Here is a 25,422-nt window from a genome sequence, read left to right on the forward strand (position 1 = left end):
CATGAGGAGTGACAACACCGTGAACACAGATACTGTCGAGGCGCGGCTGCAGATCCGCGACGCCACCATCGGCTACGACCAGCGGATCATCTCGACCGACCTCACCGTCGACATCCCGCACCGTTCCTTCACCGCCATCATCGGCCCCAACGGGTGCGGAAAATCCACCCTGCTCCGGGCCGTGGCCAGAGTGCTCACCCCGGTGAAGGGCCAGGTCCTCCTCGACGGCCGGGCGATCGAGACCTACGGGTCAAAGGAGGTGGCCCGGCAGCTCGGTCTGCTGCCGCAGACCTCACTCGCCCCCGAAGGCATCCGGGTCGCCGACCTGGTCGCACGTGGCCGTGCACCGTACCAGTCCCTCTTCCGCCAGTGGAGCCCGGAGGACGAGAAAGCGGTGAAGGACGCCCTTGTGGCGACCCGGACCGACAGTCTCGCCTCCCGTCCCGTCGCCGAACTGTCCGGTGGACAACGTCAGCGGGTGTGGGTCGCGATGCTGCTGGCCCAGCAGACACCGGTGATGCTGCTCGACGAACCGACGACATTCCTGGACATCGCCCACCAGTACGAGCTGATGGAACTGCTGCGCACCTTCCACGACGACGGCAAGACCGTCGTCACCGTTCTCCACGACCTCAACCAGGCCTGCCGTTACGCAGGACATCTCATCGTCATGAGGGACGGTCAGGTGGTGACCACGGGCAGCCCGCAGGAGATCATGACCCCGGACCTCGTGGAGCAGGTCTTCGGTCTGCGGTCCCTCGTCGTCCCCGACCCGGTCACCGGCACCCCGACGGTGGTGCCGCTGGACCCGAGGTCCGCCGAAGGGGGACTCGCCCCCGTCACACCCGTCGTCGACGAAGCCTGACAGTCCGCGGCGACGACGCCTACGATGCACACCATGCGCACCGCGAAGACCACGGCCGTCACTGTCGCTGTCGCCGCGACCACCGTCCTGGTGTCGGCGTCCTGCTCCGACGGGACGGAGCGGGATCCCGGCCGGCAGCAGACCGCCACAGAGGCGGCCACCGGGTCATCCGGGCCGGGATCACCCGGCCCCGCTTCATCGGGCCCGGGCGCAGACGTGGAGGCTTTCCTCGCTGTAGCCCGCGCCGCCGGCTGGAACTGCATCCCGGGTGCGGACCCGTACACCGGACACCCTGGTGCGACCTGCAGTCCCGGGGCGGGAAAGGAACTCACCGGTGCGGTGTTCGCCGTCTTCGACCGGTCGGACGTCCCCGACGGGGCGGCGGCGGTCACCCTCGCACAGGACGCCGCAGGTGATGCCGCCGTGCAGGGGCAGTTTCTCCCGCTCGACTCGGACACCGTCTCCGGCTACTGCGTCAACACCCTGGGCACCTGCGCAGACAGCAGGTTCGACACCCTCGGACTGACCCTGGGATGACCGGTCTCACAGGGAACTCCCGGTAAAATCCGCCACCTGTCCGCGTGCCGGACTACACTCCCGGGTCCCCGATAGGGGATAATCGTCGGCGAACAACTGTCTACCGGAAGCCGGCGTAGGAATACATGAGCGCAACCAGCGACAACAGCGTCAACAGCAGCACCTCCGACACCTTCGACCCGCGGCGTCTCGCCCGGGTGATTCTGCCGAAGCGTGGCGAGCCGCGGGACGTCCGGTCCCTCTACATCGTCGAGGACGAGTCGGCCCCCGGTCGCGTGACCGCACTGTCGCGCACCTCGGCCAGCATCCCTGCCGGCACCGAGGTCAGCTTCGAGACCTATTTCAACGCATTCCCGGCGTCCTACTGGCGCCGCTGGAGCCAGCTCGGTGAAGTCCAGCTGCGCATCGAGCTCACCGGGGACGCCAGGATCGACATCTACAGGTCCAAGATCGACGGTTCGCGCATCGCGGTGACCGGTGGCGTCGTCGAGACAGACGACTCCGGCCGCGGCACCGCGGAGTTCACCGTCTCCCTCGCCCCCTTCGAGGACGGCGGGTGGATCTGGTTCGACCTCACCTGCGAGTCCGAGACCACGGTCCACGCGGCGGGATGGTACGCCACCGTCGACGCCGGGGAACAGACCCTCGTCGCTGACGCCGTCGTCACCGACCCCGGTACCGGCGAGAAGACCACGCTGCACGCCGGGGACACCCTCCCCGCCCGGGAGCCGCGCATCACCATCGGTATCCCGACCTTCAACCGGCCGGCGGACGCCGTCGCCGCCCTGGAGGCACTGTCCTCCGACCCGGTCGTCGATTCCGTGGTGGACGCACTCATCATGCCTGACCAGGGCACGAAGCATCCCGCTGACGAGCCCGGGTTCGCAGCGGTCGAGGCCTTCTACGGGGAGCGTCTGCGCATGCCGGTGCAGGGCAACCTGGGCGGCTCCGGCGGCTACTCCCGCATCATGTACGAGGCCCGCCACCCGGAGCGCGGCACCGACAGCCCCTTCATCCTGTACATGGACGACGACATCGCCATTGAGCCGGACAGTGTGCTCCGTGCCCTCGCGGCGGCCCGGTACGCCTCCTCGCCCATGCTCATCGGCGGTCAGATGCTGAACCTCCAGGAGAGGTCCCACCTGCACACCATGGGGGAGATCATCGACCGGGGCAGCTTCATGTGGACCGGCGCCCCCCACACCCACTACGACCACGACTTCTACCGGCATCCGCTGAGCGACCGCGGCGAGTACGGTGTGACCCCGTCCGGTGAGAGGATCGACTCCAAGGACCTGCACCGCCGCATCGACGCGGACTACAACGGCTGGTGGATGTGCATGATCCCGCGCGTCGTCGCCGACACCATCGGCCAGCCGCTCCCCCTGTTCATCAAGTGGGACGACGGTGAGTACGGGCTCAGGGCCCGCGACCACGGCTTCCCCACCGCTTCGTGGCCCGGTATCGCCATCTGGCACATGGCCTGGTCCGACAAGGACGACGCCATTGACTGGCAGGCCTACTTCCACCTGCGTAACCGGCTCATCGTCGCCGCACTTCAGCATGAGGGAAGCCCCAACGGCATCATCGCCTCGATGGCCAAGGCGACGACCAAGCACCTCATGTGCCTGGAGTACTCCACCGTGGCCATCCAGAACGAGGCGATGAAGGACTTCCTCGCCGGCCCCGACCACCTCTTCGAGATCCTGGGCACCGCCCTCCCGCGGATCAGCGCCCTGAGAAAGAACTTCCCCGACGCCGTGGTCGTCCCGAGTGCATCGCAGCTGCCCCCCGCGGACGGCGGCCCCGCCCGCCTGACGGAGATCCCGCTGACACCGTTGAAGAAGATCACGACCCTGGTGAAGGTGCTGCGCAACAACCTCCGCCCCGCTGACCCGCACCATCACGAGGTTCCGCAGGTCAATCTGCCCCCGATCGAGGCACGGTGGTTCTCCATGGGCCGGGTCGACGGAGCCACCGTCACCACCGCCGACGGCAGGGGAGTGGTCTTCCGCAAGCGGGACCGGGACAAGGCGAAGGAACTTGCGACGGAGTCCGTCCGACTGCAGAAGGAAGTGCTCACCCGTTTCGACGAGATGCGTCAGCGTTACCGTGTCGCACTTCCTGAACTCACCAGCACGGAGGCATGGGGCCGGATCTTCGAACCGGAGAGTGTCGGTGAGTAGTCGCGAGGACGACCTGCTGGCAGCCTTCCAGGACGCCGTGGTCCGGACTCCCGCCGGGCCTGCCGTCCGGACTGTGGCCCGCGGGCTCAGCTACTTCGGGGAGCACTCCCTGGGCTGGTGCGCGCTGGCTGCCGTCGGAGCGTTCTCCGCCCGTGACAGCCGGGACCGCCGGACGGGCAGGGACGCGTGGATCGCTCTCGGCGCCGCCGCCTTCACCGCGCACGCGGCGTCGGTGGTCCTCAAACGTGTCGTCCGTCGCAGGCGCCCCCACGATCCCCGGATCACGGTGGGTGTCGGTACCCCGAGCAGTCTGAGCTTCCCTTCCTCGCACGTGACCTCGACGACGGCGGCACTTGCCGCGCTGTCCCGGATCACGGACTCGGCCGTGCCCCTGGCGGGTGTTCCCGTGATGATGGCGTCCAGGTTGGCCCTCGGCGTCCACTATCCCACGGACGTGGCTGCGGGGGCTGTGCTCGGGGCGTTGACGGAGCAGGCCGTGCACCGGTTCATGACAGACCGGGCGGGGTCCCGCAGGGCCGGAACTGACAGGGCAGAGAGTAAGGAGAACGGTCGATGAATCCCGACAGGCAGAATCCCGACGGTGGACTTATCGGGTCCGAGCCGCACACCTCCGGACTCGACGAGGACACGGCCGTGTGGACGGAGGGGCACACCGAGACCTCCCCGGACGGTACAGGGAGGACGCCACGGGCGCCGAGGAACCTGCCCGACGCGATGGTCAAGGCCCTGCGTCCGAAGCAGTGGGTGAAGAACGTCCTGGTCGTGGCGGCACCGGCCGCAGCCGGCGGCGACATGCTCTTCCACGCCGACGTCATCCTGGACATTGTCATCGCCTTCGTGGTCTTCTGCCTCGGGGCGTCCTCGATCTACCTCATCAACGACGCCCGTGACGTCGAGGCCGACCGCGCCCACCCGACGAAACGGTACCGTCCCATCGCGGCGGGGGTTCTTCCCGTGCCGCTGGCCTACATCATGGCGGTTGTCCTCATCGCACTGTCGGTGGGGCTGAGCTTCCTGGCGTCCTCCGGACCGGAACTGGCGATCGTCATCGCCGTCTACATCGCACTGCAGCTGGGCTACTGCTTCGGCTGGAAGCACCAGCCGGTCATCGACATCGCACTGGTCTCCTCCGGTTTCATGCTGCGCACGATGGCCGGAGGCGTGGCGGCGGACATCGACCTGTCCCAGTGGTTCCTGCTCATCGCGGCCTTCGGGTCCCTGTTCATGGCAGCCGGCAAGAGGTACGCGGAACTGAAGCTGGCGATGCGCTCAGGTGCGAAGATCCGGCGTTCCCTGGAGAGCTACACCCCGACCTACCTCCGGTTCGTGTGGACGATGGCCGCCACTGTGGTGGTCGTCTTCTATGCCCTGTGGGGGTTCGACATGAGCCAGCAGCATCCGGGGCATGCCTCGGTCTGGTACCAGCTGTCGATGGTGCCGTTCACTGTCGCGATCCTGCGGTACGCGGCCGATGTCGACCGGGGGGAGGGCGGTGCGCCCGACGAGATCGCGTTGAAGGACCGGACACTGCAGGCTCTCGCGCTCGCGTGGGTCGTGGTCATCGCCGTCGCCGTGTATGTCATTCCTGAGCTGAACTGAGAAAATACAGCTTCCTCTGATCCTTACGGTGCTCTCACCAGGTACTTTTGTAGACCATAGTCACTGTTTGGTAACGTTCCCGTCCTGTGGCGCGATAGGTTCCGTGACCGAAGACGGTTCCTGACCGGAATCACAGCAGGAAGAGGGAATGATGACGACGAGCACCGGAAAGCACAGGTCCGCGGGACGGAGCCTGGGGCGCAAGGTCGCTGCACTGATCGTGGCCGTGGCCGCCGCCCTGGGCGTGGCCTCCGTCGCCGCTCCGACGGCGTCGGCCGGCGGGGACAAGCGCGCGGAACTGGGGCCCCGCTGCACTTGGAGCCCCTACAACTACTGGGTGCAGAACTGCTGGTTCTGGTCCGACGCGATGGGCCAGGACATCCAGGTCCAGATCAAGCGCTCCAACTCCGATTCGGCGATCTACATGCTCGACGGACTTCGCGCCCGGGACGACTGGAACGCCTGGACCTACCTTGGTCACGGGGCGGACCTGTTCGCCGACGATGACGTGAACGTGGTGATGCCGGTCGGAGGGGCGTCGCAGTTCTACGCGGACTGGTCCGGCAACTTCAACGGGATCACCACCCCGAAGAAGCCCCGCTGGGAGACCTTCCTGACCAGGGAACTGCCGGCCCAGCTGCAGCAGGGTTTCGGGATCTCGTCGCAGAAGAACGCGATCGTCGGCCTGTCGATGGGTGGGACGGCCGCACTCAACCTCGCCGCCTACCACCGTGACCAGTTCAAACAGGTGACCTCACTGTCCGGTTACCTCAACACCACCGCCCCGGGCATGTACTCGGCCCTGCAGGTCGCCATGACCTCGGGTTCTCCGGGGGCGTCCGTGTGGGACATGTGGGGTGCCCCCTGGGATCCGGCGCGGAGCCGTAATGACCCGATGGCGAATGTGGGCCGTCTCAGCGGTATGCCCGTCTACCTTGCGGCGGCGTCCGGGATCCCCAACCCCCTGGTGGACGCCGGGAACTTCTTCAGTGACCCGATCGGTGGCGTCACAGGCATTGCGCTGGAGCTGCTTGCGAAGACCCTCACCGTGCCCTATGAGGCGGCGGCGCGGGTGGCGGGAGTTCAGGTCACCTCGAGCTACCCGATGATCGGGGTGCACAACTGGACGCTGTGGACCCCTGAGCTCGCCAAGGCCCGCCCGCAGATCCTGGACTCGCTCGGAGTCTGCTACCGCGGCGGTCAGTGGACCTGCGCCTAGGCCCACCACGGGACGGGCGGGGCTGAGAGGTGTACCGCTCCCCCCGTGTGCGGTGGGAAGTGGACTTCTTCCCCGGGAGTCAGTTCTCCGGTGATAGTCTGAGCACCAACCTTCAACTGATACTTGAGACTTTTGGAGTGTCGGCGGACAGTGTCGGCGACCGACTGGCATAATGGTGCCCGCCTGGTTGACACCGCCTGCCGGACAGGAGGGGAACCTGTCCGACGGCGGCTGACGGTCGTGCAGGTCGATGCTCCACCGTGGCGTCCGGCGGAAGGTCGGCCCGCCACCACGGACAGAACTTACGAGACTAAAGAGGAATAACGAGACATGAAGACACCTTCCGCCCGGAAATCCCCGCGCGCGGCCCGGACGCGTCGTCTGGCCGCCTCGGTGCTCGCACTGCCTCTGTCGGTGGCCGTCGCCCTGCCGCTGGGAGGTACCGCCGTCGCCCAGGAGAACGCCCCCGAGCCCAACCCCTCCGTGCTGGGCGGCTACCTCGACCCGCAGAATGTTCCTGAGCGGGTGCCTCAGGCGGTGCAGCAGCAGGCCCTGTCCGGGCTTCCGTCCGGGGTCTCCGTGGAGAAGGTGGAGTGGCTCACCGACCGGTGGGTCAACCTGTACATCAACTCTGCCGCCATGCCTGGCCAGCCGGTCAAGGTCCAGATCCTCCTCGCCCGAGACTGGTACAGCCAGCCGAACAAGACCTTCCCCGCGGTCTGGGCACTGGACGGCATGCGCGCCCGTGACGACGAGTCCGGGTGGACGCTGTCGACCAACATCGCCCAGTTCTACGCCGACAAGAACGTCAACGTGATCATGCCCGTCGGCGGTGCAGGCTCCTTCTACACCGACTGGGACCAGCCGGACGGTGAGGTGAACTACAAGTGGGAGTCCTTCCTCATCAATGAACTGCCCGCTGTCCTCCGGGAAGGCTGGAGGACCAGTGAACAGCGCGCGATCACCGGCCTCTCCATGTCCGGCACCGCGGCGGTCAACCTTGCCGAGCACCACCCGGAGATGTTCCAGTTCGTCGGCTCGTTCTCCGGTTACCTCGACACCACCTCCTTCGGCATGCCGATGGCGATCGACTACGCCATCCACGAGACCAGCGGCCTGTCCGCCGTGAACATGTGGGGCCCCTACGGGTCCGCCCGGTGGAACGAGAACGACCCGAAGCAGCACGTGGAGAAGCTCAAGGGCATCACCGTCTACGCCTCCTCCGGAAACGGCAACGCCGGCGCCTACGACACGCAGGGACCGATCCCCGGATACCCGGAGAACCCGGCCGCCTGGGGTCTCGAGGCCATGGCCATGCTGACCACCCGCACCTTCGTCGCCGCGGCGGACGCCGCCGGTGTCGACGTCATCCAGCAGTTCCGTCCCTCCGGCACGCACGACTGGCCGTACTGGCAGTACGAGATGACGCAGGCCTGGCCCTACATCGCCAAGACCTTCGGCCTGGAAGCCGGGGACACCTCGACCAGCTGCGCGCCGGTCGGTGCCATTGCCCCGGTCGCGAACACGTACTCCACCGAACTCGGAACCTGCCTGTCCAACGAGTACGACGCGAAGGACGGGGGCAAGGTCCAGGACTTCCGCAACGGCCGTGTCTGGTGGAACCCCGCCACCGGTGCTCACGCGACCTGGGGACGGATCAGCGCCCGCTACTCCGAGATGGGTGGGCCGGACTCCTTCCTCGGCTACCCGACCTCGGAGGAGCACACCATCGCTGACGGACGCGGTCGCTTCGTGACCTTCGAGCACGGGGCCATCTACTGGACCCCGGAGACCGGCGCCGTCGCCGTGAAGCAGGACATCATCGACGCATGGGGTCGCAACAACTGGGAGAGAGGCCCCCTGGGTTTCCCGACCGAAGCTGAGACCGGCATCGACGGCGGAGCCTGGCAGAAGTTCGAGAACGGTGTGATCGTCCGTGACCCCGACGGGCAGGTGAGGTACGTCGAGGGCGTCATCGCCCAGAAGTACATCGCCGACGGAGGCCCGTCGAAGTCCGGTCTCGGTTTCCCGAACACCGACGAGATCAAGATCAACGGTGGCGCCTTCAGCGAGTTCGACAACGGCAACATCTACTGGTCCGCCGCCACCGGGGCGCACAAGCTCTCCCGTGGAAAGATCTTCGAGGAATGGGGTCGTCAGGGCTACGAGCAGGGACGCCTCGGTTTCCCGGTGTCTGACGAGGTGGTCGACAACGGAGTGAAGAAGGTCACCTTCCAGCACGGTGAACTCCGCGAAGACCAGATCTGACGGTGCCCCTCATACCGCCCCCCATACCGCCCCTGATGCAGCCCCATAGGACAGGAAACCTGATGACAAAGCTGACCGACCGGGCACACGCCGGCGGCCGCCCCGTTTCTCTCGGCATTCTCGCCCTGGTCACCGCAGGTGCACTGGCAGGTCTCACCGCCTGCGGCGACGATTCCTCGACAGCTGAAGGTACAGGAACAGCGGCGGTCGCCCCGTCGACCGTTGTACCGGCCAACCCGACGTCCACGGACGGCACCGTCGCGACGACCACGCCGAACCCCCATTCCGGCAACAGTGGCTCCGGAGCCGGTGAGGAGGGGTCCGGCTCCACCGCAGACGGCGGAGTCACGGAGATCACCGAGCTGCCCCCCGCCTCCTCCGTCCGTTCCGAGGCCGACGACGCCTTCCTCGGTGAACTCAGGGCCAACGGCATCGACATCACCGACCAGGTCACCCAGGACCAGGTCATCGCCGCAGGGCACGAGCAGTGCCAGGCGAACTCGGAGGGGCGCGAAAGTTTCTCCGTCCCCGCCATCGCAGGCCAGCTCGGCACACTCGGGGTGACCGACAAGGCTCCGGAAGAATCTGCCTCGGTGATCCGTTCTGCGGCAGAAGCCCACTTCTGCTCCTGATCTCCGCGGAGAGCGCCGGGTCTCTCCCCTGCGCTCCGGAGAACTCCCACGGGGCTTCGCCGACTCCCAGCGTCCTGTCAGTCTGAGGGGGTAGCGTCGGCAGGATGAAGAAGATCCTCACTGTGCTCGGAGTCCTCGTGCTCGCGGTCATTCTCGTCGTGGGCGTCGGCACCTGGCTGGGCGGTCGTGGCAACGAGAACACCCCGCCCACCGGCCCTGCACCGGCCCCGGGGGAGACCACCGGAGCCGAACAGCCGGCGTCCTGTCCGGCGTTCGAGGTCATCGCCGCCCCCGGTACCTGGGAGTCCCGGGCGGACGACGACCCTGTGAATCCCACAGCGAACCCGAACTCACTGCTCCTCAACGTCACCCGACCGCTGCAGGAGGCCTACGGCGGGCAGGCCACCGCAGCCGGCGCTGACGGCGGGGTGAAGGTCTGGACCCTGCCCTACGCCGCCCAGTTCCGGAACATCAACGCCCTCACCGAGATGACCTACGACGACTCCCGCAACCAGGGCTACAGCCGGGTCAGTGACGAACTGGCCGCCACCCACGGCGCATGCCCGGGGACGAAGTTCCTCCTCGTCGGATTCAGCCAGGGGGCGGTGCTCACCGGCGACCTGGCCACCGACATCGGCAACGGCAACGGTCCGGTGCCCGCCGACACCGTCGCCGGAGTGTCCCTCATCGCCGACGGTCGCAGGGAAGACGGCAAGGGCACACTCGTCGGGAGCCCGGCAGTGCAGGGCATCGGTGCGGAGATCGCGCTGAGTTCCGTCAACCTCCTGGTCCAGCCCATCGTCCCGGGGGCGACCATGCGCGGACCGCGTCCCACCGACTTCGGGGCGCTCAACGACAGGGTCAACCAGTTCTGCGATCCCGCCGACCTTGTCTGCAGTGCACCCCGTGATATCGGTAACGCCATCCAGCGGGCCAACGATCTCGTGGCAGCGAACGGGATACATGCCCGCTACTCGACCAACGGCAACGTCGTCCCCGGTCAGACAGTTCCCCAGTGGGTGGTGTCCTGGGCGCGGGGCATCATCGACGGGGGCAGGTGAGCGTGCCCGGGGCGCCCGTCCCGGGACACGCGGGTACCCCGAACGGGGACCTCTGACAGGAGAAACCGTTAAGGTTCCAAAGAGAAAACCACGCGACGGGCATTACCGTGTGCGCCGCGGGGTGCCATCCGCAGGACAGACCCCACAGAGGAGATTTCATGGACATCAGTGCCGCGATGCAGCAGTTCTACGACGACAAGGGGAACATCAGCATCCCTGACCAGCTGACCCTCTCGGGTATGAACGAAATGCTCTTCGCCATGGCGCAGATGCAGGGCACCCAGGATTCCCTCCTCTTCCGCTTCCACGACTACTCCGCCTCCCGCGGGGGAGAGGTCGTCACCTGGACCCGTGCACAGGTCAACACGAAGATCAAGGCCGTGAGCGTCCGGCTGCGGCAGGTCACCACCCCCGGTGACCGGGTCGCGGTCCTGGCCAACAACAGTCCCGAGTACCTCATCGGGTTCATCGGCGCCCTCTACGCCGGCACGGTGCCCGTGCCCCTCTACGATCCCACCGAGCCCGGTCACGGCGCCCACCTCACCGCAGTCCTGGAGTCCTCGACTCCGACCGTGGTCCTGACCAACAGGCATTCCGCGGCGGCGGTACGCGGCCACTTCTCCGACCGGCCCGCAGGGCAGCGTCCCAGGATCCTCACCGTCGACGCGCTCCCGGATTCCCTGGCCGAGGACTGGGTCAACCCCATGGCCGCCCTGATGGAGCACCCGGAGCTGGCACCGAAGGCCGGTGACCCCGCTTTCCTGCAGTACACTTCCGGGTCCACCCGCACACCCGCCGGTGTGGTCCTGACCCACAGGTCGATCGTCACCAACGTCCTCCAGGTGTTCCAGGCCGGCCAGCTGCAGATGCCGATGCGTCTGGTGAACTGGCTTCCGCTGCACCACGACATGGGCATCATCCTGGCGTCCTTCTGCCTCATCCTCGGGATCCCGCAGGACATCATGGGGCCGAGGGACTTCATCCAGGACCCCGGCCGGTGGATCCGCCAGCTCGACGAGAAAGGGACAGTGGGGGAGGACGCCGTGAACGTGTACGCGGCGGTGCCCAACTTCGCCCTGGAGCTCGCCGCCCGCTACGCCGACCCGGCGGAGCGGGAGGATCTCGCCGACGTGGATCTCAGCCATGTCGAGGGGATCATCAACGGGGCAGAGGCGGTGTCCCTGCAGTCCGTGGACCGGTTCCAGGAGGTGTTCGGCCCCTACGGGTTCCGGCGTACCGCGATGAGGCCCTCCTACGGTCTCGCCGAGGCGACGGTGTTCGTCACCACCCCGCAGACCGAGGACCGGCCCCGGCTGCGGGTCTTCGACCGCGAGAAGCTCTCGGAGGGCACCGCCGTCGAGGTTCCCGCGGACTCCGGCACCGCCGTGCCGATCATGTCCGTCGGTGAGCCGGGGCCGAACGAGTACATCGTGATCGTCGACCCCGCCACCGGCACTGAGCTCCCCTCCGGGTCTGTCGGGGAAGTGTGGATCCACGGTGACAACGTTGCCGCGGGATACCTGGGCCGTGAGGAGGAGACCGTAGAGACGTTCCGCAACGTGCTGCCTGTCGGCAGCCGCCTCAACGGTGGAGGGGAAGGCAGTGCCGCCGCCGGCGCCCCGGAGGACAACTGGCTGCGTACCGGGGACCTGGCCGTGACCGTCGACGGTGAGCTGTACATCACCGGCCGGATCAAGGACCTTGTCGTCATCGCCGGCCGTAACCACTACCCGCAGGACATTGAGGCCACCGCCCAGGAGGCCACGGACCAGATCCTCCCCGGTGTCCTTGCCGCGTTCGCCGCCACCCCCGGGGAAGGGGAGGGCGTGGAGCAGCTCATCATCGTCGCCGAGCGTGACCCGGAGGCTGATCCTGCCCTCGACGGTGACGCTGCCGCAGCGGTCCGGGCGGCGGTCACCTCCGTCCACGGTGTCAGCCCCGCCGAGGTCCTCATCGTCGACCGTGGTTCCGTGCCGCGTTCCTCCGCCAACAAGATCGCGCGCCGGGTCGCCGCGAAGGCGTGGGCGGAAGGCGCGTTCGCCTGAGCCCCGTGACCCGTCACAGGGGCACCCGGTAGAGTTGTCCCTCTGTGCCGGCGGTGCCCTGACCGGCGGCCTGTAGCAGTCGGGCGGCCTGTGCCGTTGGAGTACCGACGGAGGCCGCTGTTCCGCTGTCGTCGTACGCGACCGCCGTAACCCCTCAGACAGCAGTACGCCAGCATCACGCCAGCAGAACCACAGTGCAGTACCCGGGAGACACCCGGGCGACAACCTCAGGAAGGCGAATCTCCACGACCATGTCGACCACGCCAGCAAGTGCCCCCACCACCGTCCCCGAGATGCGTGCCTGGTTGCACGACTGGGTGGCCAGGACCACGGACACCGACCCCGCGGACATCGCAGATGACCGTCCCCTGGAGGAGTCCGGCCTGTCCAGCCGGGATGTGGTGGTCCTGTCCGGTGACCTGGAACGCCTGCTCGGCGTGACACTCGACGCCACCGTCGCCTACGAGTACAACACCGTCGATTCCCTGGCGTCCTATGTCATGGCCCGGGTCTCCGGGACGTCGGGGTCCGACCGTGTCCCCGGCCCGCAGGCGGCCTCCGCCGCCGGTGCGTGGCAGGACCCCTCCGACCGGCAGGTCGCCGTGGTCGGTATGGCCGCCCGGTACCCGGGTGCGGAGTCCGTCAGCCAGATGTGGAAGCTCTTCGAACAGGGGCGCAGCGGCGTCGGCGACCTGCCCGAAGGCCGCTGGAGCGAGTACGACGGTGACCCTGAGATGGTCCGTCGGATGTCCGCCGCCCAGCTCACGGGAGGCTACCTCGACGACATCGCCTCCTTCGACGCGGAATTCTTCGGGCTGTCCCCGGTCGAGGCGGCGAACATGGACCCCCAGCAGCGGATACTGCTCCAGCTGACCTGGGAGGCCCTGGAGGACGCGCACATTCCGGCCAACACGCTGCGCGGCACCCGCACCGGTGTGTTCATCGGTACCACGAACAACGACTACGGCATGCTGATCAGCGCCGACCCCACTGCGGCGCACCCGTACGCTCTGACGGGGAACTCCACGGCCGTGGTCGCCAACCGGATCTCCTACGCCTTCGACTTCCGCGGCCCCTCGGTCGCCATGGACACCGCATGCTCGTCCTCCCTCGTCGCCGTCCATGACGCGGTCGCAGCGCTGCGCACCGGGGAAGCGACCCTGGCAGTGGCCGGTGGCGTGAATATTCTCGCGAACCCGTTCGGGACGGTCGCCTTCTCTGAGCTGGGCGTCCTCAGTCCCACCGGTGGCATCCGGGCGTTCTCGGAGGACGCCGACGGCATCGTCCGGTCCGACGGCGCCGGGGTGCTGGTGCTCAAGCGGCTGTCTGACGCGCGCCGGGACGGTGACGACATCCTCGCCGTGATCGCCGGTACCGCGGTCAACCAGGACGGCCGGTCCAACGGCCTGACCGCCCCGAATCCGGAGGCCCAGGTCGCTGTCCTGCAGCAGGCCTACGGGGACGCCGGGATCGACCCGCGGACCGTCGACTATGTCGAGGCACACGGTACCGGCACGATCCTCGGCGACCCGATTGAGGCGGGTGCTCTCGGACGTGTCCTCGGTGAGGGCCGTGACAACTCCAGTCCACTGCTCCTCGGGTCGGCGAAGACGAACTTCGGGCACACCGAGGCCGCCGCCGGTGTGGCAGGGGTGATCAAGGTCGTCGAGTCGATGCGTCACGGCGTCCTTCCCCGGTCACTGAACTTCACCGGGCCCAACCCGTACATCGACTTCGACCGTGACCACCTGGAGGTCGTGGAGGATCCGCGGGAGTGGCCCGCCTACTCCGGCCACCCGGTCGCCGGGGTCTCCGGTTTCGGGTTCGGTGGAACGAACGCGCATGTCGTGGTCGTCGCCCCCGAGGGGGCTGCGCCGGATCCGGACCCGGAGGCACGGGAGGACCGGCCCGCCCTGTTCGACCGCAGTGCCACCCAGACAGTGGACGACGGTGACGGCGGGAAGTCCGAACTGGGAATTCCGCAGCTTCTGCCGGTGTCCGGTCTGCTGCCGTCTCGGCGCCGCACCGCGGCCTCGGACCTCGCCGACTGGCTGGGCGGCCATGACGGGAATGACGGTCACAATGCCGGGGCGGGACAGTCGCTGCTCACGGACACTGCCCGGACACTGGGACGCCGCAGTCACGGACGGTCCCGTGGGGTGGTCCTCGCGCACGGGCTCGACGAGGCGTCCGCCGGTGTCGCCCGCCTTGCCGCGGGGAAGAAAGGTGCCGGGGTGGCTGCGGCGGACAGCCCCGACCGGATGGGTGCGGTGTGGGTGTACTCCGGTTTCGGTTCCCAGCACCGCAAGATGGGCAAGGAACTGTTCACCCTGTCCCCCCTGTTCGCGGCACGTGTCCGGGAGATCGCGGAGGTTGTCGCCGCCGAGTCCGGATGGGATCTGGTGGAACTGGTCACCGATGACGCCCGGGACTACGACCTGGAGACGGCACAGGTGGGTATCACGGCGATCCAGATCGCGCTGACCGACCTGATGACCGCGGCGGGTGCACGCCCGTCCGCCGTGGTCGGGCAGTCCATGGGTGAGATCGCGGCGGCGTACGCTGTCGGCGGACTGTCGATGCAGGACGCTGTGCGGGTCGCCTGTCACCGGGCCCGTCTGATGGGTGAGGGTGAGCGTCTGCTGCCCGAGGACAAGCTCGGTGCGATGGCGGTCATCGACCTGGGGGTGGAGGAGCTGGCGTCCTTCCAGCAGGAGCACCCGGAGTTCTCCGCCGTGGAGCCCGCGGTGTACGCCGCGCCGGGTATGACGACGGTGGGCGGACCTGCCCGGCAGGTCGCCGATCTTGTGGCTTTCGTCGACGGTGAGGGGCGCTTCGCCCGTCAGCTGCAGGTCAAGGGGGCCGGGCACACGAGCATGCTGGACCCGGTGCTCGGTGAGCTGCACGCGGAGATCTGTGACATCACCGCCCGTCCGATCACCGTGCCCCTGTACAGCACCGTGGACAGGGGTGTGGTCTACCGGCCGGGGGACACTCCCCATGACGCCGACTACTTCGTGCGGTGCACGCGTCAGCCGGTGTGGTTCTCGGACGCGACGGGCAGCCAGTTCGACGCCGGTTTCCGCACGTTCGTGGAGTTCTCGCCGAACCCGGTGGCACTGATGCCGTTGATGAACACCGCTTTCGCCCGTGACGCCGGGGACGCCTCCCTGATGTTCCTGCTCAAGCGGAAGCATCCCGCCGCCGACACCTTCCTCACCACGGTCGCGGAACTGTACGTCCGTGGTGCGGACATCGACTTCACCGCGCTGGCGGGGCCGGGTGGTTGGGCTGACCTGCCGGGGATGCACTGGAATCTGCAGCGTCACTGGACCGACGCCCGCCCGGGCGGGGGTGCGGTCCGCGGCATGCCCGGGGCGAGGGTCGCGCTGCCGGACGGTCGTACCGCGTTCAGTGCGGCGCTGTCCGATGTGACGAGCGTGTCCGCGGTGGCGGAGGCGGCGGTGCACGCCGTCGACGGTGACGCGGTCGTCTCCGCTGTGGAGAGCTACGGTGCCCTGGCGGGTGCCCCAGGGGACGACGTGACCACCGTTGTGCAGCGCAGTCTCGGCGGGCTGACGGTGCATGTGCACCACATCGCCGCCGACGGTTCCGCCCGGCTGGTCGGCGAAGCGTTCGCCACCGCCTCCGGGTCGGCCGCGACACCGCAGGGCGGGGGAGCTGCGGCTCCGGCGGTTTCTGCAGGTGCTGCAGGCGGGGTGGCCCCGGTCTCTGACAGGTCGGCCACCGGGAAGGGGGCGGTCAACGCCCTGCCCGCTGTCGACCCGTCATCGGAGAGGTGGGACCCGGAGTCCGGTGAGTCGGTGGCTGACCGGCTGCGTGCCATTGTCTCCGAGTCGATGGGTTATGACGCCGACGACCTTCCCGGGGAGCTGCCGCTGATCGACCTGGGGCTGGACTCTCTGATGGGTATGCGTATCAAGAACCGTGTCGAGTACGATTTCGGGCTTCCTCCGCTGAATGTCCAGGAGCTCAGGGACGGTTCCGTGGATTCGGTCATCGCGATGGTCGAGTCTCTGGTGGCCGACGGCGGGAACACCGGGGAAAGCACCGGTGAGGACGCCCGTGAGGACGCCCGTGAGGATGCCCGTGAGGACGCAGCCGTCACCGCCGCCTCCGACACTTCAGCCGGCACGACGGACGCCTCCGGCACGACGGACGCCTCCGCGGCACAGGCACAGGCCCCGACCGGGGTCGGTGTCGCCCCCCGCGATGCCGCCGAGCGCATGGTGTTCGGAACCTGGGCCTCCGTCACCGGTGCCGCTCCGGCCGGTGTCACCAGCCCGCTGCCGCCCGTCGACTCCGCCACAGCGGAGACGATCGCCGCCAGGATCAACGAACGGTCCGGATCCTCGATCACCGCGCAGCAGGTGATGGAGGCCGGCACCGTCGAACCCCTGTCCGACATCGCCCGGGAGTTCCTCGAGACAGAGGTGGAGGGCAATATCCGTGTCCTGCGGGAGCGTCCCGCCGGCTCGCGGCGTCCTGCCGTGTTCATGTTCCACCCGGCGGGCGGTTCCTCGGTGGTCTACGAACCGCTGACGCGGCGCCTCCCCGACGACGTCCCGGTGTACGGGGTGGAAAGGCTCGAAGGCAGTCTCGACGAGCGTGCCCGAGCATACGTCGAGGACATCACCGCGCTCGCCGACGGCCTGCCGGTGGTTCTCGGCGGCTGGAGTTTCGGCGGTGCCCTGGCCTACGAGGTCGCCCACCGTCTGGAGAACTCCGAGGTCACCGTCGGTCATCTGGAGCTTCTCGACCTGGTGCAGCCCCTCCACCCGGCCCCTGACACGAAGGAGGAGATGCACGCCCGCTGGGACAGGTACTCCGCCTTCGCGTCGAAGACCTACGGGATCGACCTGCCGGTGCCGCACGACCTGCTCGACGAGCAGGGTGAGGAGGCGCTCATCGGCCTGATGACCACCTTCCTGCGCACCTCGGACTCTTCCGGGCACGGCCTTGCCGCCGGTGTCCTGGAACACCAGCGCGCCAGTTTCGTCGACACCCGCATCCTCAACACCCTCGACTTCCACCGCTGGGCCGACGTCACTGCCCCGGTGACCCTGTACAAGTCCGAGGGCATGCACGAGGGCGCGATCGAGCTGGAACCCAGCTTCGCCGAGATAGCACCGGACGGCGGATGGGGCGGTATCGTCGACGACCTTGAGATTGTCCACCTGCCCGGAGACCATCTCGGTGTCCCCGACGAGCCGGCCATCGGCATCGTCGGAGCCCGCATCACCGAACACCTTGACACCCTCAGCTAGCGTGGGAGGAGTGAGCACCATGAGCGAGAGCACAGACGACCGTTACGGGCCCGGTTCCGGCCGGTCCACCGCGGAGAAGCTCGCCGACCTGCGGCGGCGCACGGAGGAGTCCCTGGACCCGGGCAGTGAACGCGCGCGGGCGAAGAGGGACGCCGCCGGACGGACGACCCCGAGGCAGCGCATCGACGCCCTGCTGGACCCCGGAACCTTCACCGAGATCGGTGCCCTGGCCCAGACCCCGGGCGACGACACCGCCCCCTACGGTGACGGCGTGGTCACCGGGTACGGGCGGGTGAACGGGCGCCCCGTGGCCGTGTACGCCCACGACAAGACCGTGTTCGGCGGTTCCGTGGGCGAGACCTTCGGCAACAAGGTGTGCGAGGTGATGGACTTCGCGACCCGTATCGGATGCCCCGTCGTCGGTATCAACGACTCCGGTGGTGCCAGGATCCAGGACGCCGTGATGTCCCTGGCGATGTACTCGGAGATCTCCCGCCGCCAGCTCCCGTTGTCCGGCCAGTCCCCACAGATCTCGATCCTGCTGGGCAACTGTGCCGGAGGTGCGGTGTACGCACCGGCGACGACGGACTTCCTCATCGGCGTGGAAGAGCAGACCACCATGTTCGTCACCGGTCCGGCGATCATCGAGTCCGTCACCGGCGAGAAGATCAGCATGCAGGAACTCGGTGGTGCCCGGATCCAGGCGGAGCGCGGCAATCTCAGCTATGTCGCCCCTGATGAGGCGGACGCCTTCGACTACGCCCGCGAACTGCTCGACCATCTCCCGTCGTCGGCGTTCGAGACGACGCCGGAGTTCTGGGCGCCCGGTGACGAACAGTCGGGGACGGACACCGAACTGCTCGACATTGTCCCGGACGACCCCAACGCCGGCTACGACATGACCGACGTGCTCACCCGCATCTTCGACGACGACCACTTCCTCGAGGTCCTGCCAGACTTCGGACCGAACGTGATCACCGGTTTCGCCCGCGTGGACGGGCATTCGGTGGGTGTGGTCGCCAACCAGCCGATGCAGTTGGCCGGGTGCCTGGACGCGGACGCCGCGGACAAGGCGGCGAGGTTCATCAGGATCTGTGACGCCTACAACATCCCCCTCGTCTTCGTGGTGGACACTCCGGGCTACCTGCCCGGTGCCGACCAGGAGAAGGCGGGCCTGATCCACCGTGGGGCCAAACTAGGTTTCGCCATGGTCGAGGCGAGTGTGCCGAAGGTGACCGTGGTCGTCCGCAAGGCCTTCGGCGGCGGGTATGCGGTGATGGGGTCGAAGAACCTCGGTGCGGACATGAACTTCGCCTGGCCGACCGCCCAGATCGCGGTGATGGGTGCGGAGGGTGCCGCGGTGATGCTGCAGGGGAGACAGCTTGCGGCACTTCCTGAGGAGGAGCGTCCGGCGGCGAAGAAGATGTTCATGGACTTCTACAACGCCAACATGACGAGCCCCTATGTGGCGGCGGAACGCGGGTACATCGACGCCGTGATCGATCCTGCGGAGACCCGGCTGAGGATCCGGCAGTCACTGCGGATCCTGAAGGACAAGAGAGTGCCCGAGGTGCCCAAGAAGCACACGATCATGCCGCTGTAGCGCCACTGTCGCGCCACTGTCGCGCCACAGTAGCGCCACTGTCGCGCCACTGATCCAGGGGCAGCGGGGGTGGCCGACCGGGCCGTGACGGGGGTGGCCGGGTGGTCGTGGTGCCGGCGGTGGGGGGTGTTCTCCGGGGAAATTACCGTCCCGGTGAATTCACCTCTGGCGGAGAGGCTCCGGAGAGGGTTTAGTGGTCAACGGGTCCCGGTCGTCAGTGGCGGGGACCGTGAACTTCACGAACCGACGATTCCGCAAGGACGGTAATCCTGTGTCTCTCCATTCCCTCCCTTCCTCCCTTTCCGCTTCCACGCTCCGCTCTTCCCGTCGTTCATCGCGACTGTCGGCCCGTCTGTCGTCGCGGGTCGGTGTGGCGGCACTGACCACGGTCACCGCCGCGGCGCTTCTGGTGCCGGTCAGCTCCGCTGATCCGACAGTGCCGGGCTCGTCGGCCGACAGTACTGTCGCCCAGACGTCTGTGGCCCCGACGTCTGAGTCTCCGGCACCTGCGCCAGGTGAGGACGCCGAGTCCACCGACGCGCCGGAGGCGACCGGGTCCCTCGAGGACGGCCGGCTCGTCGGCTCCCTGGCTACCACGGACTGGGGCCGGGTCGCGCGTGTCGCCGGGGCACTGGCGACGGGCACCGTCAACCTGACGACTGTCATCGACATTCTCTCACTCATCGCGAACTCGCCGCTGACATGGGATGATGTCGTCGGTTCGGTGGAAGGTTCCGTCTCAGGCAGCTCCGGCTCCACGGGCGGGAGCAGGACCACGGAAAGTACGCCGGCAGAGAGCAGTGCCGCGGAGTCCAGCACCGGGCAGAGCACCGCGCCCGAGGCGGAGGAGCCGGCCGTGGCGTCCTCCGGTTCCGGTGTGGGGGACCCTGCCGAGTAGGCCAATCCCGCCGGACCCCCTGACGGCCCCCGCCGGCCCCCTGTCGGCCCCTGTCAGCTCTGCCAGGGGCCGATGTCGTTGGTCGGGGCTTCGAGCACATCCGAGGTGACCAGGTAGGTCTCCATCGTGCCGTTGAGGATGTCGGTCTGACCGGACAGGAAGTCCGGCAGCCCGAGACCGAGTTTCGACAGTTCCCGGACGATGTTGTCCGGCAGGTCCTCGGCGTCGAGGGTGAGCGGCAGGCCGGTGTCCACCCCCGCCACCTCGGCGGTGATGGTCATCTTCCTGACGAAGATGTGGAAGTTACCGGACAGGGTCGTCACCGCCCCGAGCGTGTCCTGGCCCAGGTCCTGCAGTCCGGGGACGCCGTTGGGGAACTGGACCCGCAGGTTGGTCAGCACGGTGCGGTCGGAGTCGATGCGGAATGCCTTCTTCGGCCCCTGCAGGGTGTCGACGGTGACCACCGAGAGTTTCATCCCCGGCGTCATTGCGGTCCGGTCGGACTTGATGGTGAAGGTGTTGCCGGTGATCGGCAGCAGACCCTGCACCGGTGCCGGAGGTTCGACGTTGAGCCCGGGGACCGTGACGCCGAGGGCGTCGAGGCCACCGTCGATGTTCTGCTGCAGTGCGGTACCGTCCGGCAGGGTCGGCTCGGGCAGCCGGAGTTCCGGCAGGCCCGGCAGCTGCAGTGAGGGTGCCGCCGGTGTGGTGGAGGGGGCCGCGGTCGTGGCGTCTCCTCCTGTGGCACCGGTGCCGGACGGGGCTGCCGGGTCTACCTGCTGTCCGGCCTGACCGTCCTGGCCGGGCAGTGTCGGCAGCCGGAGTTCGGGCAGGCCCGGAATCTGGGCGGACGCCTGTGGCGTGTGTGCCCCGAGTCCGACGGTGAGGGCGGCGAGGGCTGCGACCGCGGCGACGGCGGTGGTGGAACCGCCCTTACCCGGTTTCTGCTCCTTCGACCTCACCTTCTCCTCTCTCCGGTTCTTCTTCTCTGCCCGGGCCTCGTCACGTGACTGGGGTGTCCAGGCCAGGGCCATGGCCCCGCCGACCAGGGAGAGGACGGTGCCGATGATGAATCCGCCGAAGTTGGACTGGGGCAGGGCGACGATCGCCAGGACCATCGCAGCGACCCCGGTGAGGATCCGGCCTTCACCCCGGAACCATGTCATCAGTCCGCAGACGATGAGGAGGATGCCGATGACGAGGGTGGAGACTCCCGCCAGGGTGGAGATCTGGATCTGGATGTTGGAGATCTCCAGGCTGAGGTAGGCGGGGGTCAGGATGACCGCTCCGCCGAGGATCATCAGCAGGCCGGCGCCGAAGGCGCGCTGTCGGCGCCAGGTGGTGAACCTGCGGTTGCTCTTCTCGAGCTTCTCGCTGGTGGTTTCGGCACCTGGTCCGGCGTCGGGGGTCACCTCCGCGGCACCGTCCAGAGGTTGTGTCACATCTCCCGGGGTGTCGGGGGTGGGGGTGCCGGTCATCAGCATTCGGCCTTGTCGGCGTCGACGACGGACACCTGTGAACCCGCGGCGGTGAGCTGGTCGGCGGAGATGGAGGTGGCCTTGATCTTCTGGTCGAATGCCTGGATGGCGTCCGCGGCGATTCCCCACTGGCCGGCAGAGGCACCGTCGTCGAGCTGGGAGGCGTCCACACCGATCTGGGGCTTGATCAGGGTCATCCCGCCGTTGAGGCCGGGGGCGCCGATGACGAGGTTCTCGGCGCTGAAGTTCTTGCCGGGCACCTTCATCTGGAACTTCTTCTCCCCCAGGCCGGGGATCTCGAGGGGGGCGGCCATGCACAGGTCGGTGATCTCGGCTTTGGTGAACTTCAGTTTCGCCACTGCGACGTCACCGCCGCTGAGCTTGTCGTTGCCGACGAAGATCGCCACCCCCTGGCCGTCGAGGCCGTGGACGGTCTGGGAGAAAATGGTGTTCGACAGTGACAGGTTGGCGGAGATGCCGCCCTGTGCCATGGCGACGCCCATGCCGCCGGTGGCGACGAGCCCGACGGCGAGGATGCCGACGAAGCGCTTGCCCTTGATGTGTCCCATTGTTCTCTTCCTCCGTCAACGACGCCCGTGGCGTCCGTCAGATACGTGGGCGGGGTTCCGCCTCCTGTTGTCCGGGTTATCCTATCGCCGTCCAACGTGTTTCCATGCACAATACGGATATTTTTGCCGACCGAATCTGGTGAACGGCGGACACCTTCACGGCGTGTCAGTGGCCCGCCGCAGAACTGGTCGCCGTCTGCCCTCGCCGGCGCTCTCCACGGCGTCCTCCCTGTCTTCTTTCCCGTCTTCCTTCCCGTCGGTCGGCGTACAGGGTCAGGGCGAGCGAGACCAGCTGCACCCCCGCCAGTGAGATCACCAGTGGCGTCCACCCCAGGTCGAAGACATGCCCCAGTGCCCACCCGAGGATCGAGGAGCCGAGGTAGTAGCTCATGACATAGGTCGAGGACGCCTCGGCCCGGTCACCGTCGGCCCGCGCACCCACCAACGCGGATGCCGTGGAGTGGGCGGCGAAGAAGCTGGCGGTGAACATCAGTGCTCCGAGGACCGTCGTCCACAGTGCAGGGACGAGCATCACCAGCAGGCCGGCGACGGAGATCGCCGACGACGCCGTGAGAACCTTCCCGGGACCGTATCGGGCGGACAGTGCACCCGCCCTGGCCGACGACCAAGTCCCCGACAGGTACAGCAGGAAGACCATCCCGGCCCAGATCTCACTGAGGCCGAACTGTCGGGTGAGCTGGAAGCCCAGGTAGTTGTACAGCGAGACGAAGGACCCCATGAGCATGAAGGGCAGCAGGAACAGGGGGACGAGCCTCGGATTGTGCCAGTGTCTGCGGAAGGCGGAGACCTCGTGGCGCAGGGTGATCTTCTTCGGTGTGAAGTTGCGCTGCGGCGGCAGAGCCCAGGCGCACACCAGTCCGAGGAGGAATGCGACGGATGCTCCGGCCAGGGCGGCCCCGCGCCAGTCGGTGATCTCGAGGAACCACGAGGGGATGAGGCGTCCCATCAGTCCGCCGATGGAGGTGCCGGCGATGTAGAGGCCCATCACCCTGCCCAGGTGGGAGGGGCGGATCTCTTCGGCGAGGAAGGTCATTGTCACGGCCGGGACCCCGGCCACCGCTATGCCCTGGAGGGCGCGCAGTCCGATCAGTGAGCTGATGCCGGGGGCGAGGCAGAGCAGCAGGCTGAGGACGGTGGCGGCGAGGACGGAGGCGCGCAGGACGGTGCGGCGTCCGATGCGTTCGGAGATGATGCTCACCGGGACGACGGTGACGGCGAGAAGTCCGGTGGTCGCCGAGACGGTGAGGGCGGCGGTGGTGGGGGAGACCCGGAGGCTGTCGCTGATGGAGGGAAGCAGGGCCTGGGTCAGGTACATGGCGTTGAAGGACGCCAGTCCCGCGGTCGCGGCGGCGACCATGACCCGACGGTATCCGGGGTCTCCGGGGGCGAGTCCGGTGGTTCGGCGGGCTGTGGTGCCCGCGCCCGGGGGAGTGGCGGGGGCGTTGCCGGGTGGCGTCATGGTTCCCATCGTGCGCGTCGGGGCGTCCTTCGCAAAATGCAACAGGCAGGCTGTACAGTCCCGTTATGCGCATCGATGACCTGGGGTGGTTCCTCGATCTCGTGGACACCTGCAACATGGCGGACACCGCCGCGGCCACCGGCCTGAGCCAGTCCTCTCTCTCCCGCCGCCTGGCGGGCCTGGAGGCGGAGGTGGGCACCACCCTGTTCGACCGGCGCGGACGCAACCTCGTGCTCAACCACCGCGGTGAACTTCTCGCCGACACCGCCCGGAAAACACGCGCCACCTGGGCAGACGGGGTGGAGGCGGTGCGGCGGCTCGTCGACCCTGCGCGCGGTACCGTCCGACTGTGCTTCATGCACTCCCTGGGCACGTGGATGGTCCCTGATCTGCTGCGGACCTGGCGGGCCGCCCACCCGACCGTGGAGTTCGAACTGGTGCAGGGGGCGGCGCGGCAACTGGTCGACCGGGTCGTCGACGGCCGTTCAGACCTGGCCTTCGTGGGGCCGGAACCTGTCGCACAGATCCGTGCCGGGCAGGTCCACTGGTGTGAGCTGGCCCAGCAGCGCCTCGGCCTGGCGGTCCCGGAAGGTCACCGGCTGGCCACCGGTCCGGACGGTTCCCCACGCACCTCGGTGGACCTGCGCGAGGCGCGCGAGGAGCCTTTCGTCGCCATGCTGGAAGGTTTCGGCACGAGGATGATCCTGGACCAGCTCAGTGAGGACGCCGGATTCCGGCCCCGCCTGGTCTTCGAGTCCATGGAGCTGACCACGGTCGCCGGACTGGTCACGGCGGGGCTCGGTGTGGCGATGCTGCCGCTGGACGACCCCAACCTGCGCCTGCCCGGGATGCAGGTCATACCGCTGAGGACCCGCCGGCGACGGGAACTGGGGGTGGTGTGGTCGGCGTCCGGGACGCAGGCACCTCCGGTGGCGGCGTTCCGGGACTTCGTCGTCAGCGACGGGAGGTCAGCCGTGACGCCACGACACGCCACCCGATCAGCAGAACCACCAGCATGACCGCGGCGACGATCATGAAGGACCAGTGCGGGACCTCACCGTGCCGCAACCCCCAGAACACCATGCCCGTGACCCACGTGACCGCACAGATCAGCAGTCCGCTGCCCGGGGCGGAACGCAGACGGTCGGCGGCGATGAGACCCCAGACCAGTACTGTGCCGATGAGGAAAGGCCAGGTGGTGTCCAGCCATCCGAGGAATGACAGGGGGAGATCCTCGGAATTGTGCGCGATCCGCGCCAGAAGGGCGAAGATGAGCACCGCGACGACGTCGGCGATGACGGCGTTCCGGATGCCGAGGCCCGCTGTCGCGGAGGTGGGTCCGGTCGGCTCCGGGGCGGGGGGACGCCCGTGGTGGGCTGACGGCAGTGCGTCGCCGTGGCCGGTGGTGTCGGAGGTGTCTCTGTTGGACATGGGGCCAGTCTAGTTCGGGTCGGGTTCGGCGGGGTCAGCGGCGTCCCCGGCGGGGGAGGCGTCCCCGCCGGGGCGGGGGGGCGGGCGGTCCCCGCCGTCCCGTGCACCGGCGGGGGGCCCGCTCTTTTTTACAACTCCCCGCCCCCCCGACGGGGCCCCCTCTCCGTTGGCGTCCTTTTCTTGGAAAAAAAAAAAAAAGACAGGAGTACGCGACCCTCGTGGTCTGACTTATGATGAGGCTT

General features: G+C 68.0%; 18 protein-coding genes. 14 read left to right on the forward strand and 4 right to left on the reverse strand.

Annotation, left to right across the window (positions count from 1 at the left end; genetic code table 11):
* The first annotated feature begins 1 nt into the window (after position 1).
* From E0E18_RS10170 to E0E18_RS10230, 13 genes are all read left to right on the forward strand, one after another.
* A complete protein-coding gene (locus tag E0E18_RS10170) occupies positions 2 to 865 on the forward strand; it encodes an ABC transporter ATP-binding protein (protein WP_110482630.1) in 864 nt (287 codons plus the stop codon).
* A 33-nt stretch (positions 866 to 898) separates the two neighbouring features.
* Positions 899 to 1,402: a hypothetical protein gene (locus E0E18_RS10175; protein WP_130840630.1), complete on the forward strand. Its 504-nt coding sequence runs from the start codon at positions 899 to 901 to the stop codon at positions 1,400 to 1,402.
* Between the two features lie 125 nt (positions 1,403 to 1,527).
* A complete protein-coding gene (locus E0E18_RS10180; protein ID WP_110482226.1) occupies positions 1,528 to 3,588 on the forward strand; it encodes a glycosyltransferase in 2,061 nt (686 codons plus the stop codon).
* Positions 3,581 to 4,165, forward strand: coding sequence for a phosphatase PAP2 family protein (locus E0E18_RS10185; RefSeq protein WP_130840632.1), 585 nt, complete (start codon positions 3,581 to 3,583; stop codon positions 4,163 to 4,165). The genes E0E18_RS10180 and E0E18_RS10185 overlap by 8 nt, the downstream gene beginning before the upstream one ends.
* Positions 4,162 to 5,208, forward strand: a complete 1,047-nt coding sequence (locus E0E18_RS10190; protein WP_066586416.1) for a decaprenyl-phosphate phosphoribosyltransferase — start codon at positions 4,162 to 4,164, stop codon at positions 5,206 to 5,208. The genes E0E18_RS10185 and E0E18_RS10190 overlap by 4 nt, the downstream gene beginning before the upstream one ends.
* Positions 5,209 to 5,356: 148 nt before the next feature.
* Positions 5,357 to 6,427 (forward strand): alpha/beta hydrolase, encoded by a 1,071-nt coding sequence (locus tag E0E18_RS10195; protein WP_237559736.1) that lies wholly within the window; start codon positions 5,357 to 5,359, stop codon positions 6,425 to 6,427.
* 330 nt (positions 6,428 to 6,757) lie between these two features.
* Positions 6,758 to 8,695, forward strand: coding sequence for an alpha/beta hydrolase-fold protein (locus E0E18_RS10200; protein ID WP_130840634.1), 1,938 nt, complete (start codon positions 6,758 to 6,760; stop codon positions 8,693 to 8,695).
* 62 nt (positions 8,696 to 8,757) lie between these two features.
* On the forward strand, positions 8,758 to 9,327 hold the full coding sequence (locus tag E0E18_RS10205) for a DUF732 domain-containing protein (protein ID WP_130840636.1): 570 nt from the start codon (positions 8,758 to 8,760) through the stop codon (positions 9,325 to 9,327).
* Positions 9,328 to 9,431: 104 nt separating this feature from the next.
* Positions 9,432 to 10,388: a cutinase family protein gene (locus tag E0E18_RS10210; protein WP_130840638.1), complete on the forward strand. Its 957-nt coding sequence runs from the start codon at positions 9,432 to 9,434 to the stop codon at positions 10,386 to 10,388.
* Positions 10,389 to 10,546: 158 nt separating this feature from the next.
* Entirely contained in the window at positions 10,547 to 12,433 is a 1,887-nt protein-coding gene (locus tag E0E18_RS10215; RefSeq protein WP_066586432.1) for a FadD32-like long-chain-fatty-acid--AMP ligase, read from the forward strand.
* A 251-nt stretch (positions 12,434 to 12,684) separates the two neighbouring features.
* Positions 12,685 to 17,721 (forward strand): polyketide synthase Pks13, encoded by a 5,037-nt coding sequence (gene pks13 / locus E0E18_RS10220; RefSeq protein WP_130840640.1) that lies wholly within the window; start codon positions 12,685 to 12,687, stop codon positions 17,719 to 17,721.
* Between the two features lie 19 nt (positions 17,722 to 17,740).
* Positions 17,741 to 19,324, forward strand: a complete 1,584-nt coding sequence (locus tag E0E18_RS10225; RefSeq protein WP_130840642.1) for an acyl-CoA carboxylase subunit beta — start codon at positions 17,741 to 17,743, stop codon at positions 19,322 to 19,324.
* Positions 19,325 to 19,595: 271 nt separating this feature from the next.
* Positions 19,596 to 20,222 (forward strand): hypothetical protein, encoded by a 627-nt coding sequence (locus E0E18_RS10230; RefSeq protein ID WP_130840644.1) that lies wholly within the window; start codon positions 19,596 to 19,598, stop codon positions 20,220 to 20,222.
* Positions 20,223 to 20,275: 53 nt separating this feature from the next.
* Here the strand turns inward: E0E18_RS10230 and E0E18_RS10235 are convergent, their stop codons facing one another.
* The 3 genes from E0E18_RS10235 to E0E18_RS10245 form a co-directional block, all read right to left on the reverse strand.
* Complete coding sequence (locus tag E0E18_RS10235; protein ID WP_130840646.1) at positions 20,276 to 21,700, reverse strand: DUF6114 domain-containing protein; 1,425 nt, start codon at positions 21,698 to 21,700, stop codon at positions 20,276 to 20,278.
* Positions 21,700 to 22,269, reverse strand: coding sequence for a DUF6230 family protein (locus E0E18_RS10240; RefSeq protein ID WP_066586442.1), 570 nt, complete (start codon positions 22,267 to 22,269; stop codon positions 21,700 to 21,702). The genes E0E18_RS10235 and E0E18_RS10240 overlap by 1 nt, the downstream gene beginning before the upstream one ends.
* A gap of 166 nt (positions 22,270 to 22,435) precedes the next feature.
* Positions 22,436 to 23,647, reverse strand: coding sequence for an MFS transporter (locus E0E18_RS10245; RefSeq protein WP_237559813.1), 1,212 nt, complete (start codon positions 23,645 to 23,647; stop codon positions 22,436 to 22,438).
* Positions 23,648 to 23,814: 167 nt separating this feature from the next.
* Here E0E18_RS10245 and E0E18_RS10250 point away from each other — a divergent pair, with 167 nt between their 5' ends.
* Positions 23,815 to 24,768: a LysR family transcriptional regulator gene (locus E0E18_RS10250; RefSeq protein ID WP_130840648.1), complete on the forward strand. Its 954-nt coding sequence runs from the start codon at positions 23,815 to 23,817 to the stop codon at positions 24,766 to 24,768.
* On the opposite strand, the gene E0E18_RS10255 is transcribed toward E0E18_RS10250, so the two are convergent.
* Complete coding sequence (locus tag E0E18_RS10255) at positions 24,704 to 25,180, reverse strand: DUF3054 domain-containing protein (protein ID WP_110482217.1); 477 nt, start codon at positions 25,178 to 25,180, stop codon at positions 24,704 to 24,706. The genes E0E18_RS10250 and E0E18_RS10255 overlap by 65 nt on opposite strands.
* Positions 25,181 to 25,422 lie beyond the last annotated feature (242 nt).

It is taken from the genome of Corynebacterium neomassiliense (assembly GCF_900626215.1).
GTDB classification, from domain to species: Bacteria; Actinomycetota; Actinomycetes; order Mycobacteriales; family Mycobacteriaceae; genus Corynebacterium; species Corynebacterium neomassiliense.

What these genes read in the sequence shown, in the direction of transcription:
- E0E18_RS10180 (WP_110482226.1), top strand. Translation starts at nt 1,528, where the DNA reads ATGAGCGCAACCAGCGACAACAGCGTCAACAGCAGCACCTCCGACACC.
- pks13 (WP_130840640.1), top strand. Translation starts at nt 12,685, where the DNA reads ATGTCGACCACGCCAGCAAGTGCCCCCACCACCGTCCCCGAGATGCGT.
- E0E18_RS10210 (WP_130840638.1), top strand. Translation starts at nt 9,432, where the DNA reads ATGAAGAAGATCCTCACTGTGCTCGGAGTCCTCGTGCTCGCGGTCATT.
- E0E18_RS10225 (WP_130840642.1), top strand. Translation starts at nt 17,741, where the DNA reads ATGAGCGAGAGCACAGACGACCGTTACGGGCCCGGTTCCGGCCGGTCC.
- E0E18_RS10250 (WP_130840648.1), top strand. Translation starts at nt 23,815, where the DNA reads ATGCGCATCGATGACCTGGGGTGGTTCCTCGATCTCGTGGACACCTGC.
- E0E18_RS10175 (WP_130840630.1), top strand. Translation starts at nt 899, where the DNA reads ATGCGCACCGCGAAGACCACGGCCGTCACTGTCGCTGTCGCCGCGACC.
- E0E18_RS10215 (WP_066586432.1), top strand. Translation starts at nt 10,547, where the DNA reads ATGGACATCAGTGCCGCGATGCAGCAGTTCTACGACGACAAGGGGAAC.
- E0E18_RS10255 (WP_110482217.1), bottom strand. Translation starts at nt 25,180, where the DNA reads ATGTCCAACAGAGACACCTCCGACACCACCGGCCACGGCGACGCACTG.
- E0E18_RS10245 (WP_237559813.1), bottom strand. Translation starts at nt 23,647, where the DNA reads ATGGTCGCCGCCGCGACCGCGGGACTGGCGTCCTTCAACGCCATGTAC.
- E0E18_RS10205 (WP_130840636.1), top strand. Translation starts at nt 8,758, where the DNA reads ATGACAAAGCTGACCGACCGGGCACACGCCGGCGGCCGCCCCGTTTCT.
- E0E18_RS10200 (WP_130840634.1), top strand. Translation starts at nt 6,758, where the DNA reads ATGAAGACACCTTCCGCCCGGAAATCCCCGCGCGCGGCCCGGACGCGT.
- E0E18_RS10240 (WP_066586442.1), bottom strand. Translation starts at nt 22,269, where the DNA reads ATGGGACACATCAAGGGCAAGCGCTTCGTCGGCATCCTCGCCGTCGGG.
- E0E18_RS10170 (WP_110482630.1), top strand. Translation starts at nt 2, where the DNA reads ATGAGGAGTGACAACACCGTGAACACAGATACTGTCGAGGCGCGGCTG.
- E0E18_RS10190 (WP_066586416.1), top strand. Translation starts at nt 4,162, where the DNA reads ATGAATCCCGACAGGCAGAATCCCGACGGTGGACTTATCGGGTCCGAG.
- E0E18_RS10235 (WP_130840646.1), bottom strand. Translation starts at nt 21,700, where the DNA reads ATGACCGGCACCCCCACCCCCGACACCCCGGGAGATGTGACACAACCT.
- E0E18_RS10195 (WP_237559736.1), top strand. Translation starts at nt 5,357, where the DNA reads ATGATGACGACGAGCACCGGAAAGCACAGGTCCGCGGGACGGAGCCTG.